Genomic DNA, 13,673 nt, shown 5'->3' on the forward strand with positions numbered 1-13,673 from the left:
CCCCGGGAAGGAGAGACATGAACGTCATCGTCGACGCCGGCAAGTGCTGCGGCGCGGGGCAGTGCGTGCTGCTCGCGCCCGACGTCTTCGACCAGAACGAGGACGACGGCATCGTGGTCCTGCTGGACGCCACGCCGCCCGAGGCGCTGCGCGCCGCCGTCCGCGAGGCGGCCGAGGTGTGCCCGGCCGCCGCGATCACCGTGGAGGAGCGGCCTTGACGGCGCCTGCCGGCGTGCTGGTCGTGGGAGCCTCGGCGGGCGGCCTGGCCGTCGCGGAGGCGCTGCGGCGCCAGGGCCACCGGGGCGGCCTGACCGTCCTCGGCGCCGAGGCGCACCCTCCCTACGACCGGCCGCCGCTGTCCAAGCAGGTGCTCCGCGGGGCGTGGGAGCGCGAGCGGGCGCACCTGCGCTCGGCGGAGCAGCTCGGCGCGCTGGAGGCGGAGCTCGTGCTCGGCGACGCGGCCGTCCGCCTCGACGTGGCCGCCCGCGAGGTGCTGACGGCCGCCGGCCGGACCCTGCGCGCCGACGCCGTCGTCCTGGCCACCGGCGTGACGCCGTGCCGGCTCCCGGGCCAGGACGGGCTGGCGGGCGTCCACGTGCTGCGCACCCTGGACGACGCGCTCGCGCTGCGCGAGCACCTGCTGGCCGGCCCGCGGCTCGTCGTGGTCGGCGAGGGCGTGCTGGGGGCCGAGGTCGCCGCCACGGCCCGCGGCATGGGCCTCGACGTCACCCTCGCCGGCCTGGGCCGGGCCGTCCTGGCCGACCAGCTCGGCGACCGGATCGGCGGGGCGCTCACCCGGCTGCACGCCGAGCGGGGCGTCCGGCTGCGGCTGGGCGCCGCCGTCCGCGAACTGACCGGCTCCGGCGGCCGGGTCACGGGTGTGCGGCTGGCCACGGGCGAGCTGCTGCCCGCCGACGCGGTCGTGGTCGCGGTCGGCTCGCGCCCGGCCACGGGCTGGCTGGCCGGCAGCGGCCTGCCGGTGGACGACGGGGTGGTGTGCGACGCCTTCTGCCGCGCGGCGCCCGGCGTGTACGCGGTGGGCGACGTCGCCTCCTGGCACCACGAGGGCCTGGGCAGGCGGCTGCGGCTGGAGAACCGGACCAACGCCGTCGAGCAGGCCCAGATCGTGGCGGCCAACGTCCTCGGCGGCGAGCGGCCGTACGTGCCGGTCCCGTACTTCTGGACCGACCAGTACGACGTCAAGATCCAGGCGTACGGACTGCCCACGGCGGCCGCCGAGGTGGAGGTCGTCGAGGGCGACCCCGAGGACGGCCGCTTCGTCGCGCTCTACCGGGAGGGCGGCGCGGTCACCGGCGTCCTCGGCTGGAACATGGCCAAGGCCGCCCGCCTGCGCCGCCCGCTCGTGGCCGCGGCGATGGCCCCCGCCACGTCACCCGCCACGTCACCCGCCACGCCGTCCCCCGCCACGCCGTCCCCCGCCGCGTCACCCGCGACGCCGTCCCCTGCCGCGGCTCCGGCCGCGCGCGTGAACACGCGGGCCTAGGCCCGCCAGGAAGAGAGAAGTCTCATGGAGGACTCCACGCCCGCCACGCGTCCGGGCGGGATCGTCACCGTGATGGCGGTGGCCGGCATCGTCGCCTCGCTCATGCAGACGCTGGTCGTGCCCCTGGTCGGCGAGCTGCCGAAGCTCCTCGGCACGACCGCGTCGAACGCCTCGTGGGTCATCACCGCCACGCTGCTCGCGGGCGCGGTCACCACGCCGGTCATCGGCCGCCTCGGCGACCTGTACGGCAAGCGCCGCATGATGCTGGTGTGCGCGGTCCCCCTGGTCGCCGGATCCGTGATCTGCGCGCTGTCCGGCTCGCTGGTCCCCATGGTCGTCGGCCGGGGGATGCAGGGCATGGGCATGGGCCTGATCCCGCTCGGCATCAGCGCCCTGCGCGACCTGCTGCCGCCCGACCGGCTGGGCCCCTCGATCGCGCTCATGAGCTCCTCCATGGGCATCGGCGGAGCGCTCGGGCTGCCGCTCTCGGCCGCGGTCGCCGAGTACGCGAGCTGGCGGGTGCTGTTCTGGGTGTCGGCCGCGCTGAGCGTTCTGGTCGGCACGCTGATCCGGCTGCTGGTGCCCGCCACGCCCGGCCGGGCGTCCGGGCGGCTCGACGTCGCCGGCGCGCTCGGGCTCGGGGTGGGGCTGGTCTGCCTGTTGCTGGGCGTCTCCAAGGGCGGCGACTGGGGCTGGTCGAGCGGCACCACGCTCGGGCTGCTCGGCGCCGCGCTGGTCGCCCTGCTGGTGTGGGGCTGGTGGGAGCTGCGCGCCGGGGATCCGCTGGTGGACCTGCGCGTCACCGCCCGGCCGCAGGTGCTGCTCACGAACCTGGCCTCGATCGTGGTGGGCTTCGCGATGTACGCGCAGGCGCTGGTCGTCATGCAGATCCTCCAGCTCCCCGAGGCCACCGGGTACGGCCTGGGCCAGTCGATGCTGGGCGCCGGCCTCTGGATGGCGCCCTCGGGGCTCATGATGATGATCGTCTCCCCGATCGGGGCGCGCCTGTCGGCCGCCCGGGGGCCGAAGGTCACGCTGATCGTCGGCAGCCTCGTCATGGCGCTCGGGTACGGCTCCTCCATGGTGCTGCTCGGCTCCACCTGGGGCCTGCTGGTCGTCACGTGCGTCTGCAACATCGGCGTCGGGTTCGCCTACGGCTCGATGCCGGCCCTCATCATGGGCGCGGTGCCGCGTTCGGAGACGGCCGCGGCCAACAGCTTCAACACGCTGATGCGCTCCATCGGCACCACGGTGTCGGCCGCGGTCGTGGGCGTCGTCCTGTCGCAGATGACCGTCAGCCTCGGCGCGCACGTCCTGCCGTCCGAGGCGGGCTTCCGTACCGGGATGCTGGTCGGCTGCGGCGCCGCGCTGCTCGCCGCCGCCGTCACCCTGGCCCTGCCGGGGCGCCGGGCCGCCGCCGCGGCGGAGGAGCCCGGCGTCCCGGCGGCGTCACTGGCCCGGTCGGAGCGCTGAACGCCGGGCAGCTCACGCCCGGGACCACCCGAACATCCCCACGAACGCGAGGAGAGCGCGATGACCGACACGTTGAGCGCGGCCGGCGGAGAGACGGCCGGCGTCCCGGAGTTCCCCATGCCCAGGGCGGCCCGGTGCCCGTTCGACCCGCCGCCGGGCCTGCGGTCCCTGCAGGAGGAGGGCCCGCTGGCCCGGGTCCGGCTGTGGGACGGCAGCACGCCGTGGGTGGTGACCCGTTACGCCGAGCAGCGGGCGCTGATGGCGGACCCGAGGGTCAGCGCCGACATCACGCGGCCCGGCTATCCGGCGCAGGCCCCCATGCCCAAGGGCTCGTTCGCCAGCTTCATCCTGATGGACGACCCCGAGCACCACCGGCTGCGCCGCATGGTGCAGGCGCCGTTCACGGTCAAGCGGGTGGAGGAGATGCGCCCGGCCGTGCAGCGGATCGTGGACGACCTGATCGACGCCGTGCTGGCCGGCCCGAAGCCGGTGGACCTGGTGGAGGCGTTCGCCCTGCCGGTGCCCTCGCTGGTGATCTGCGAGCTGCTCGGCGTGCCGTACGACGACCATGACTTCTTCCAGGACAACAGCAAGACCGTCATCAGGCGCGACGCCGCGCCCGAGGAGCGGGCCGCCGCCGGTGCCCGGCTGAACGCGTACCTGGACGACCTGGTGGGACGCAAGCTCGCCGAACCGGCGGACGACCTGCTGTCACGGCTGACCGGGCGGATCGAGGCCGGTGAGCTGTCGCGGGCGGAGGCCGCGCAGATGGGCGTCCTGCTCCTCATCGCCGGGCACGAGACCACCGCGAACATGATCGCGCTCGGCACGCTGGCCCTGCTGCGGCACCCGGACCAGCTCGCGCTCCTGCGCGAGTCCGACGACCCGAAGCTGGTCGCGGGGGCGGTCGAGGAGCTGCTGCGCTACCTCAACATCACCCACAGCGGGCGCCGCCGCGTCGCCCTGGAGGACATCGAGATCTCCGGTCAGGTCATCCGCGCGGGCGAGGGCATGATCATGGCGAACGACATCGCGAACCGCGACCCCGAGGTCTTCCCCGGCCCCGACGACCTGGACCTGCGGCGGGACGCCCCCCGCCATGTGGCCTTCGGGTTCGGGGTGCACCAGTGCCTGGGACAGCCGCTGGCCCGCATGGAGCTCCAGGTGGTCTACAGCACCCTGTACCGGCGGATCCCCACCCTGAGCCTGGCCACCGACCTGGACCGCGTCCCGTTCAAGCACGACGGCCAGGTCTACGGCGTCTACGAGCTGCCCGTCACGTGGTAGCGCCGGGCCGACGAGAAGAGACGAGGAGAACCGCGTGCTGCTCGACCCTGCGCCCCCCGCCGGGCCGGCCGGGGACGTGCGGGTGCTGCGGGCCGGCCGCCCGCTGAGGAGAATGCCTTGCCCGCCGCTTCCGCCGCGCGCATGATGGCACGGTGGAGCTGGTGCTCGGCGTCTTCGCCGCCCTCCTGGGGACCTTGGCCCTCCTGCGCGACGTGCTGGACTGGAAGCTGCCCAGGAAACGGCGCGTCATCGAGCGGGACGAGCGCGCGCCGGCTCCGGTCCCCATGGCGGCGCCGGCGGGGCACGACAGACCGCTCGGCTCCGGCGGGGTCTGGGTGGCGCTGACGATGCAGGCCCTCCTCGTCCTGTTCACCGTCGACGTGGCCCTCGGCCTGGGGTCGTTCTCCGTCACCATCCCCGGCGGGAGCCCGTCGGCGGCGGGCGGGCTGTGGTCGCTCGCGGTGTTATTGCTGGTGATGTCCCTGGCCTACGGGGCGACGGGGCTCTATGTGCGCTCGAAGGACATGCTCGTCGGGCCGATCAGTGATCGTGCCCGCCTGTACGTCTGGTCCGGGGGCATCGGACTGGCGGCCGCCGCCCTGCTGCTGATCCTGCGTGGCGGCGACATGTTCTGAGACGCGGCGCCGCCGTAGGAAACGATCATCGAGGCTCGCCGAATTAGTAATCGGTACGGTACCGTTTATTAAATGACGGACACCGTACTCGTCGCGGGCGCCGGCCCCACCGGGCTGGCCCTCGCCGCGCACCTCGCCCTCCACGACATCCCCGTGCGGCTGATCGACGCCGCCCCCGCCCCCGCCACCACCTCGCGGGCCCTCGGGCTGCAGCCCCGCGGGGCCGAGGTCCTGGAACGGATCGGCGCGCTCGGCGACCTGCCCGAACGCTCACAGCGCTCGCTCACCATGTCCTACAACGAGGGCTCCCGCACCGTCCTGCGGATGCGGGTCGGCCAGGCGCTCGCCGGCCAGCCGAAACAGGCGCTGCTGATCTCGCAGGCCGAGGTCGAGGGCGTGCTGCGGGAACGGCTGCGCGAGCTGGGCGTCGAGGTGGAGTGGGGCGTCCGGCTGGTCGGGGCCGAGCAGGACGGCGCGGGCGTCGCCGCCGCCGTCCGGACGGACGACGGCGCCGAGCGGCACGTCGAGGCGCAGTGGCTGGCCGGCTGCGACGGCGCGCACAGCGCCGTGCGCAAGCTCGCCGGGATCGGCTTCCCCGGCCGCAAGCTCATCGAGCGCCTGCTGATGGCCGACGTGCGGGCCCGCTGGCCCTTCGATCGCAACGGCAGCACGACCTGGATGGACGCCGGCCGCATGCTGTCGGTGACCGCCCTGCCCGACGACACCTGGCGGATCTTCACCGAGCCGCCCGCGGACCTGCCGGAGGGCCTGTCCGACGACGAGATCGCCGACCGGGTGCTGGCGGAGTTCTCCCGCCGCAGCGGCGTCGGCCTCGACACGGTCATGGAGATCCGCTGGGTCACCGAGTTCCGGATCCACCGGCGGCTCGCCGACGCCTACCGCCGCGGCCGGATCCTGCTGGCCGGCGACGCCGCCCACATCCAGAGCCCCTCCGGCGGGCAAGGGCAGAACACCGGTCTGGGCGACGCCGAGAACCTGGCCTGGAAGCTCGTCCTGGTGGCGCGCGGGCGCGCCGACGCGCGGCTGCTCGACACGTACGAGGGCGAGCGGCGCCCGCTGGCGCGTACCGTGCTGCGGGCCACCAGCACGGCGGTGGACGTCATGCTGCCCGACACCGCGTGGAAACGCCTGGTCCGCGACAAAGTGGTCCTGCCGGCCGTGCGCCTGCCCGCCGTGCAGCGGCGGCTGTGGCTGGCGGCCTCCCAGCTCGGCATCGGCTACCGGGGCGGGCCGCTGGCCTCCGCGTCGCACCGATGGGCCTCCGGCCCGCAGCCGGGCGACCGGATGCCGGACCTCACCTGCCTGGACGCGGGCGGCGAGGAGGTCACCCTGCACGCGGCCGTCTCCGGACGCTGGGTGGTGCTGGCGGCCGACCGGCGCGTCGCGGACCGGCACGCCGAGGCCGCCGCGGCCCGCCTGGGCGGCGATCTCGTCACCGTCCTCGTCCCCGCGCCCGGCGCGGCCGACGCCGCGGGGGTGGACGCGCGCGACGTGGTGCTGGTCCGTCCCGACGGGCACATCGGTTGGCGTGGCCGTCCGGCACCCGACAGACTGGCGGCATGGATCGACGAGGTGCTGTGGCCGGTGCAGAGCGCGGCCGTCCCCGTGACCCGGGCAACGACGCCGCGATCCTCGACGCGGCGCTGGACCTGCTGATCGAGCGCGGAGCCGGGGGCACCAGCATCGAGGGGGTCGCCCAGCGCGCCGGCGTGGCGAAGCTGACCGTCTACCGGCGGTGGCGTACCAGGGAGGACCTGCTGATGGCCGCCCTGGAGCACGCCCGCGACCCGGACCTCCAGGGACCGCCCTCCGCCGGAGGGTCCCTGGAGGAGGTGATCGGGCACGTGGCGGCGCTCCTGAGCCGTCCCCGCTTCCGCGCGCTGATGGCGCGCGTCATCGGGGCGTCGGTGGACCATCCCAAGCTGGTGACCGCCTACACCGAGCGGCACCTCCGGCCGCGCCTGGAGGCCCTGGCCGAGGTGGCCCGGCAGGCCGTGGCCGACGGGCAGCTCCCGCCGGGCACCGACCCGGGCGTCCTGGAGGACGTCCTGGCCGGCTCGATCGGGTTCGTCCTGCTGCGGGGCGAGGAGGAGGTGACCGCGGCCGAGGTCGAGCGGCGCCTGCGGGCGCTGCTGGGGTACGTCGGGTACGAGCCGCCCGGGTAGGTCCCCGGTCCGCGCGCGGGCGCCTGGGTAGGTCGGGACTACTCAGGCGCGCCGGCCCGCCGTCGCGCACCGTCGGAGGGGAAGCGAGATCCGACTGCGAGGAGCGCATCCCCATGATCCCCACGGTTACACGAAGGCTCGCCACCGCGGCGGGCACGTCCGCCCTGGCGCTGGCCGCCCTGCTGCCCTCCGCCCCCGCGCACGCGACGTCACCCGCCGCGCGGGGCGCGGCGGCGAACTGCGCGTTCGCCGACGAGACCGTCAGGACGCCGCAGTGGTACCGGGCCCACAACCCCGACTGGAGCAACAGCCGGGTGCAGGCGACCGTCACGCTGAACGAGGCGTTCGCGAACAGCGCGGTGCGCTGCCTGGTCAACGCGGAGCGCACGGCGAGGGGCCTGCCTGCCCTGCGGGAGGTGCTGCGGCTGTTCGACGCGGCCGACGCCCACACCAAGGCCGCCAAGCAGATCAAGTGGTGGACGGACGGGGCGGACTTCCACGTCAACCCGCGCACCAGGAGCGGCCCCGGTGACCGTGTCCGGGCGGCCGGGTACTGCCCGTCCGGCACGTGGCAGGTGCTGGAGAACGTCTACCAGGGCTGGGGGACGGGCGGCGCGACCCCGAGAGCCGCGGTGACCTGGTGGATGGGCAGCCCGCCGCACCGGGCCGCCATCCTCGACACGCGGATGGCGGAGACGGGCACCTCGGTGCGGCACGGCTCGGCGCGGCCGAACGTCACCTCCGACCACCAGCTCGTGGCGACCCAGGTGTTCGGCGTCTGCCGCTGACCCGCCGCGTCCTCACCGGCGCGAGTGCCCGGCGAGGATCTGGGACACGGTCAGGACGCGGATCAGCGGCTCGTACAGCCGCATGAGGTCCAGGGCCCGCACGTGGCTGGCGTCGTCCGCGCCCGCGCACGCGTCGGCGGCGACGACCACCTCGACGCCGGCGTCAGCGGCGGCCAGGGCCGTGGACAGCACGCAGCAGTCGGTGGACACCCCCGCGAGGATCAGCCGGCCGTCGCCGCCGACCCGGCCGGCCAGCTCGGGCGTCCACTTGCCGAACGTCGTGGCGTCCAGGGTCGGTCCGGCGTCGGCGGCGAACGCGTCGACGATCTCGTACGTGCGGGAGTCGGGGGGTTGCCGGGCGAACGGCCAGCGCTCGTAGTAGTCGGCCCAGGCCCCGGCGGGGTGCTCGGGCGCGACGAAGCGGGTGAACGTGACCCGGGGGCCGAAGGCCCGGACGAGCCGCCGGATCGGGTCGACGGTCTCGGCGAAGCGCGGGGCGAACCAGTCGCTGTCCGGTTCGCCGAAGACGCGCTGCATGTCGATGACCGCGAGCCACGCCTCCCGGTCGCGGAACCTGGGTGCGCCGTCCGTCATGCCCGGACCTCCTCGGCGCCGGGCGTGGCCGGGGCGCTCTCCTGGGCCCGTACCCGCGACCGGCCGAGCAGGAAGGTGGCGGCGAAGGCGACCGCGAGCGCGGCCAGCACGCCCAGGTTGGCGTAGGCCCAGTCGCCCTGCCGGCCGCCGAGCCCGAGGGGGCCGAGCAGGTAGCCCTGCCAGGCCAGCCACTGCTCGGTGCCGTTGGTGACCAGGCCCCAGCCGACGAGGGTGGCGGCGACGACGACCGCGATGGGCAGCAGCGGCACGTCGCCGTAGCGGCCCGCCGGGCGGTACAGGTCGGCCTCGTCGTAGTCGCGGCGGCGCAGCGCCAGGTCCGCCAGCATGACGCCGCACCAGGCGGCGATCGGGATGCCGAGCGTGATGAGGAACGCCATGAACGGAGTGAGGAAGTCGTCGGCGAAGAACACGATGTAGACGGTGCCCGCGACCATGAGCGCGCCGTCGATCAGGGCGGCGACGGGGCGGGGGGCCCGCAGGCCGGCCGCGAGCAGGGCGAGGCCGGAGGAGTAGATGTCGAGCACCGCGCCGCCGACCAGGCCGAGCACCGCCACCACCGCGAACGGGACGAGGAACCAGGTGGGCAGCACCGTGGTCAGCGCCCCGATCGGGTCGCCGGCGACGGCCTTGTCGAGGTCCGGCGACGAGCCGGCCAGCAGCAGGCCGAACACGAGCAGCACGAGCGGCGCCAGCGACCCGCCGAACGTCGTCCAGCCCACCACGCCCGCGCTCGACGAGCGGCGCGGCAGGTAGCGGGAGTAGTCGGCGGCCGCGTTGACCCAGCCCAGCCCGAACCCGGTCACCATGAACACCAGGGTGCCGACGAAGCTCTGCGCCGGGCCCGCGGGGATCGCCCGCACCGCGTCCCAGTGGATCTCGGGCAGCACCAGGACGGCGTACATCACGGTCAGCGCGCCGGTCACCACGGTGATCACGGTCTGCAGGCGCATGATGACGTCGAAGCCCATGACGCCGGCCGCGACGACCAGCGCGGTCACCACGACGAGCGCGATCACCTTGGTGGAGGTGCCGCCGCCCCAGCCGAGGCGCTCGAAGACGGTCGCGGCGGCGAGCGTGGCCAGTGCGGTGAGAGCCGTCTCCCAGCCGACGGTGAGCATCCAGGAGATCGCGGAGGGCAGCCGGTTGCCGCGCACGCCGAACGCCGCCCGGCTCAGCACCATCGTCGGCGCCGAGCCGCGCTTGCCTGCCACGGCGACGAACCCGCACAGCAGGAAGGAGAAGACGATGCCGACGGCACCGGCGACCAGGGCCTGCCAGAACGAGACGCCGAAGCCGAGGGCGAAGGAGCCGTAGCTCAGCCCGAGAACGGAGACGTTGGCCCCGAACCAGGGCCAGAAGAGCTGGCGCGGGCGTCCCTTGCGGTCGGCGTCGCCGATCACGTCCAGCCCGTGCGTCTCCACCTTGAGCCGCGCGCCGGCCCGTGCGTCCTGCGTGTCGTCCATGTGACCTGCCTGTCTCGATCCTTCCAGCCGAACGTAGGGGCCGGTTTCGGACGGCGTCAATGGTGATATTCCTCCCCTTCCCGGAATGAACCATGGACAGGCCAGAGTTAGATAGTTACGCTATCCACTCTGTCGGATAGCGTAACTATCTAAAGGAGCGCCCATGTTCGGCCTCATCATCCTGCTCCTCGCCACCCTGGCCGGCCTGCGCCTGCTGGGCGCGCTGGGCGTGCGCCGGTTCGCGAGCTGGCCCGCCAGCGGCGCGCACGCCCTTTCACTGCTTCTCCTCGTCACCGCGAGCGCGCACTTCGTTCCGGCGGGGGTCACAGTCATGCCCACCCACGCCGACCTGGTCGCCATGGTGCCGCCGTTCATGCCGTTCCCGAGCCTCATGGTGTACGCGACCGGCGTGCTGGAGCTGCTCGGCGCGGCCGGGCTGGTCATGGCGGCGACCCGGCGGGCGGCGGGCCTCGCCCTCGCGCTGCTCTTCGTGCTGCTGCTGCCGGCCAACGTGTACGCGGCGCTGGCCGGCGTGCCGTTCCAGGGCGGCCCGGCCACGCCGCTCTGGGTGCGGATCCCCGAGCAGGGCCTCTACATCGCGGTCGCGCTCTGGGCGGCCCGCTCGGCCGACGGCTCCCTGATCCCCCGCCCGGCCGGGACGGCGGCGGTCGCCGCGGCCCGCCGGTAGCGCACCGTCACGTCCTCGACCTCCCCGACGGGCACGGACGTGTCGGTTCGCGCTCGGTGTCATGGTTTGCCACGCCCCGGTACGCGGTACAGCACTACAGACAGTGACCGAACGGACACTGATCGGCGACGCCAGGCCGACGAGGCCGTGACGGCCGGCAAGGGGGCTCGGGGCCATGACCACAACCAGACCGGACACCGCGGTGGACGAGGTGCACATCCTGTGGACCTCCGAGGGCATGAGCTGCGACGGCGACACCGTGTCGGTCACGGCCGCCTCGCTGCCGAGCATCGAGGACGTCCTGCTCGGGCTCGTGCCCGGACTGCCCAAGGTCCACCTGCACAACAAGGTGCTGGCCAAGGAGACCGGCAGCGAGTTCATGGTGGCCTTCCACGAGGCCGCGGCCGGGCGGCTCGGGCCGTACATCTTCGTGGTCGAGGGGTCCGTCCCCAACGAGAAGATCAACGGCGACGGCTTCTGGACGTCGATGGGCAACGACCCGGCCACCGGGCAGCCGATCACGGTCAACCAGTGGATCGACCGGCTCGCGCCGGGCGCGTGGGCCGTGATCGCCATCGGCACGTGCGCCGCGTACGGCGGCATCCACGCCATGGCGGGCAACCCGACCGGGTGCATGGGGCTCGGCGACTACCTCGGCGCGGACTTCCGCTCCGCCGGCGGCCTGCCCATCGTCAACGTGCCCGGCTGCCCGGTGCAGCCGGACAACTTCATGGAGACCCTGACCTGGCTGCTGTACCAGGCGGCCGGCCTCGCGCCGATGATCCCGCTCGACCGGCAGCTCCGGCCGACGTGGCTGTTCGGCAAGACGGTCCACGAGGGCTGCGACCGGGCCGGCTACTACGAGCAGGGCGACTTCGCCCGCGACTACAACTCGCCCAAGTGCCAGGTCAAGATCGGCTGCTGGGGTCCCGTCGTCAACTGCAACGTCACCAAGCGCGGCTGGATGGACGGGCTCGGCGGCTGCCCCAACGTGGGCGGCATCTGCATCGGCTGCACGATGCCCGGCTTCCCGGACAAGTTCATGCCGTTCATGGACCAGCCGCCCGGCGCGTCCGTCTCCTCCGGGACGGCCGGCGTCTACGGCGCGATGATCCGCCGCCTGCGGGCCATCACCAACAAGACGGCCAACAAAGAGCCGAAGTGGCGTCACAACGAAGACAAGCTGACCAGCGGATACGACCCCCGGTGGCGGGGCTAGAAGGGGGATCGTCGAGGTGACGACCAAGGCAGAGCAGGCCCAGGAGACCCGCCAGCTGGTGGACATGTCCTGGGACCCGATCACCAGGATCATCGGCAACCTGGGCATCTACACCAAGATCGACTTCGAGAACAGGCAGGTCGTGGAGTGCAAGAGCACCTCGTCCCTGTTCCGGGGCTACAGCGTGTTCATGAAGGGCAAGGACCCGCGCGACGCGCACTTCATCACCAGCCGCATCTGCGGCATCTGCGGTGACAACCACGCCGTCTGCTCGATCTACGCGCAGAACATGGCGTACGGCATCAAGCCCCCGCCGCTCGCCGACTGGATCATCAACCTCGGCGAGGCCGCCGAGTACATGTTCGACCACACCCTGTTCCAGGACAACCTGGTCTTCGTCGACTACTGCGAGCAGATGGTCAAGGAGACCAACCCGAGCATGCTGCGCCGCGCCGAGACCACCGAGGCGCCCCGCGGCCACCTGCACGGCTACCGCACCATCGCCGACATCATGCGCGCCTTCAACCCGTTCACCGGCGCGATGTACAAGGAGGCGCTGCAGGTCAGCCGGCTCACCCGGGAGATGTGCTGCCTCATGGAGGGCCGGCACGTCCACCCCTCGACCCTCTACCCGGGCGGCGTCGGCACGGTCGCCACGCCCCAGGTGTTCACCGACTACCTGGTGCGGCTGATCCGGGCGCTCGACTTCGTCAAGCGGGCCGTCCCGATGAACGACGACGTCTTCGACTTCTTCTACCAGGCGCTGCCCGGCTACGAGGAGGTCGGCCGGCGGCGGGTGCTGCTGGGCTGCTGGGGCGCCTTCCAGGACCCCAACGTCTGCGACTACGACTACCGGCACATGGACGAGTGGGGCCGGGCCATGTTCGTCACGCCCGGGATCGTGGTGGACGGCGAGCTGATCACCACGAACCTCGTCGACATCAACCTCGGCATCCGGATCCTGCTCGGCAGCTCGTACTACGACGACTGGCAGAACGAGGAGAAGTTCGTCACCCACGACCCCCTCGGCAACCCGGTCGACCAGCGCCACCCGTGGAACCAGACGACGCTGCCCAAGCCGCAGAGACGCGACTTGGAGCACGGCAACTACAGCTGGGTGATGAGCCCCCGCTGGCACGACCGGCGCACCGGCGACCACCTGGCGCTCGACACCGGTGGCGGGCCGCTGGCCCGGCTGTGGACCACGGCGCTGGCCGGGCTGGTCGACGCGGGCGGCGTCCGCGCCACCGGGCACAGCGTGGAGATCAACCTGCCGAAGTCCGGCTCCATGCCGGAGATGCGGCTGGAGTGGCACGTGCCGAAGTGGGCCAACACGATCGAGCGCAACCGGGCCCGCATGTACTTCGTCGCCTACGCCGCCGCGCTGGCCTTCCACTTCGTCGACCAGGCGCTCAACGACGTCAGGGCCGGGCGCACCAAGGTCTTCACCGACTTCGACGTGCCGGACGAGGCGATCGGCTGCGGCTTCCACGAGGCCGTGCGGGGCGTGCTGTCGCACCACATGGTCATCCGCAACGGGAAGATCGCCAACTACCACCCGTACCCGCCCACGCCGTGGAACGCCAGCCCGCGCGACGTCTACGGCACTCCGGGGCCGTACGAGGACGCGGTGCAGGGGCTGCCCATCTTCGAGGAGAACGGCCCCGAGAACTTCAAGGGCATCGACATCATGCGGACCGTGCGCAGCTTCGACCCGTGCCTGCCCTGCGGCGTGCACATGTACGTCGGCGGCGGCAAGGTGCTGCGGCAGGTCCACTCCCCCACCCTCGGCACGAGCGTCCCGGGCTGAGCCGC

The 13,673-nt window shown here is 73.2% G+C and carries 13 protein-coding genes; 11 read left to right on the top strand and 2 right to left on the bottom strand.

Annotation, left to right across the window (positions count from 1 at the left end; genetic code table 11):
• The first annotated feature begins 17 nt into the window (after positions 1-17).
• The 8 genes from HTZ77_RS10455 to HTZ77_RS10490 all read left to right on the top strand — a co-directional run bounded on the left by HTZ77_RS10455 (position 18) and on the right by HTZ77_RS10490 (position 7,873).
• On the top strand, positions 18-218 hold the full coding sequence (locus HTZ77_RS10455) for a ferredoxin (protein ID WP_175589313.1): 201 nt from the start codon (positions 18-20) through the stop codon (positions 216-218).
• Positions 215-1,504, top strand: coding sequence for an NAD(P)/FAD-dependent oxidoreductase (locus HTZ77_RS10460; RefSeq protein WP_175589314.1), 1,290 nt, complete (start codon positions 215-217; stop codon positions 1,502-1,504). Before HTZ77_RS10455 ends, HTZ77_RS10460 begins: the two co-directional genes overlap by 4 nt.
• Before the next feature lie 24 nt (positions 1,505-1,528).
• Entirely contained in the window at positions 1,529-2,977 is a 1,449-nt protein-coding gene (locus HTZ77_RS10465) for an MFS transporter (RefSeq protein WP_175589315.1), read from the top strand.
• A 60-nt stretch (positions 2,978-3,037) separates the two neighbouring features.
• Positions 3,038-4,264, top strand: a complete 1,227-nt coding sequence (locus tag HTZ77_RS10470; protein WP_175589316.1) for a cytochrome P450 — start codon at positions 3,038-3,040, stop codon at positions 4,262-4,264.
• A 152-nt stretch (positions 4,265-4,416) separates the two neighbouring features.
• On the top strand, positions 4,417-4,899 hold the full coding sequence (locus HTZ77_RS10475; protein ID WP_175589317.1) for a hypothetical protein: 483 nt from the start codon (positions 4,417-4,419) through the stop codon (positions 4,897-4,899).
• A gap of 72 nt (positions 4,900-4,971) precedes the next feature.
• Positions 4,972-6,576 (top strand): FAD-dependent monooxygenase, encoded by a 1,605-nt coding sequence (locus HTZ77_RS10480; RefSeq protein WP_175589318.1) that lies wholly within the window; start codon positions 4,972-4,974, stop codon positions 6,574-6,576.
• Positions 6,498-7,085, top strand: a complete 588-nt coding sequence (locus HTZ77_RS10485) for a TetR/AcrR family transcriptional regulator (RefSeq protein WP_175589319.1) — start codon at positions 6,498-6,500, stop codon at positions 7,083-7,085. The genes HTZ77_RS10480 and HTZ77_RS10485 overlap by 79 nt, the downstream gene beginning before the upstream one ends.
• Before the next feature lie 113 nt (positions 7,086-7,198).
• Positions 7,199-7,873, top strand: a complete 675-nt coding sequence (locus HTZ77_RS10490) for a CAP domain-containing protein (protein WP_175589320.1) — start codon at positions 7,199-7,201, stop codon at positions 7,871-7,873.
• Positions 7,874-7,885: 12 nt separating this feature from the next.
• On the opposite strand, the gene HTZ77_RS10495 is transcribed toward HTZ77_RS10490, so the two are convergent.
• Complete coding sequence (locus HTZ77_RS10495; protein WP_175589321.1) at positions 7,886-8,467, bottom strand: cysteine hydrolase family protein; 582 nt, start codon at positions 8,465-8,467, stop codon at positions 7,886-7,888.
• Positions 8,464-9,951 (bottom strand): purine-cytosine permease family protein, encoded by a 1,488-nt coding sequence (locus HTZ77_RS10500; RefSeq protein WP_175589322.1) that lies wholly within the window; start codon positions 9,949-9,951, stop codon positions 8,464-8,466. Before HTZ77_RS10500 ends, HTZ77_RS10495 begins: the two co-directional genes overlap by 4 nt.
• 163 nt (positions 9,952-10,114) lie before the next feature.
• On the opposite strand from HTZ77_RS10500, the gene HTZ77_RS10505 reads away from it, so the two are divergent.
• The 3 genes from HTZ77_RS10505 (at position 10,115) to HTZ77_RS10515 (ending at position 13,668) form a co-directional block, all read left to right on the top strand.
• Positions 10,115-10,639, top strand: a complete 525-nt coding sequence (locus tag HTZ77_RS10505) for a DoxX family protein (RefSeq protein ID WP_175589323.1) — start codon at positions 10,115-10,117, stop codon at positions 10,637-10,639.
• Between the two features lie 175 nt (positions 10,640-10,814).
• On the top strand, positions 10,815-11,858 hold the full coding sequence (locus HTZ77_RS10510; protein WP_175589324.1) for an NADH-quinone oxidoreductase subunit B family protein: 1,044 nt from the start codon (positions 10,815-10,817) through the stop codon (positions 11,856-11,858).
• A gap of 16 nt (positions 11,859-11,874) precedes the next feature.
• Positions 11,875-13,668 carry a nickel-dependent hydrogenase large subunit gene (locus HTZ77_RS10515; RefSeq protein WP_328808515.1) on the top strand — a complete coding sequence of 598 codons (1,794 nt, stop codon included), beginning with the start codon at positions 11,875-11,877 and terminating at the stop codon, positions 13,666-13,668.
• Positions 13,669-13,673: the final 5 nt, after the last annotated feature.

It is taken from the genome of Nonomuraea montanisoli (assembly GCF_013363975.1).
Classification (GTDB): Bacteria; Actinomycetota; Actinomycetes; order Streptosporangiales; family Streptosporangiaceae; genus Nonomuraea; species Nonomuraea montanisoli.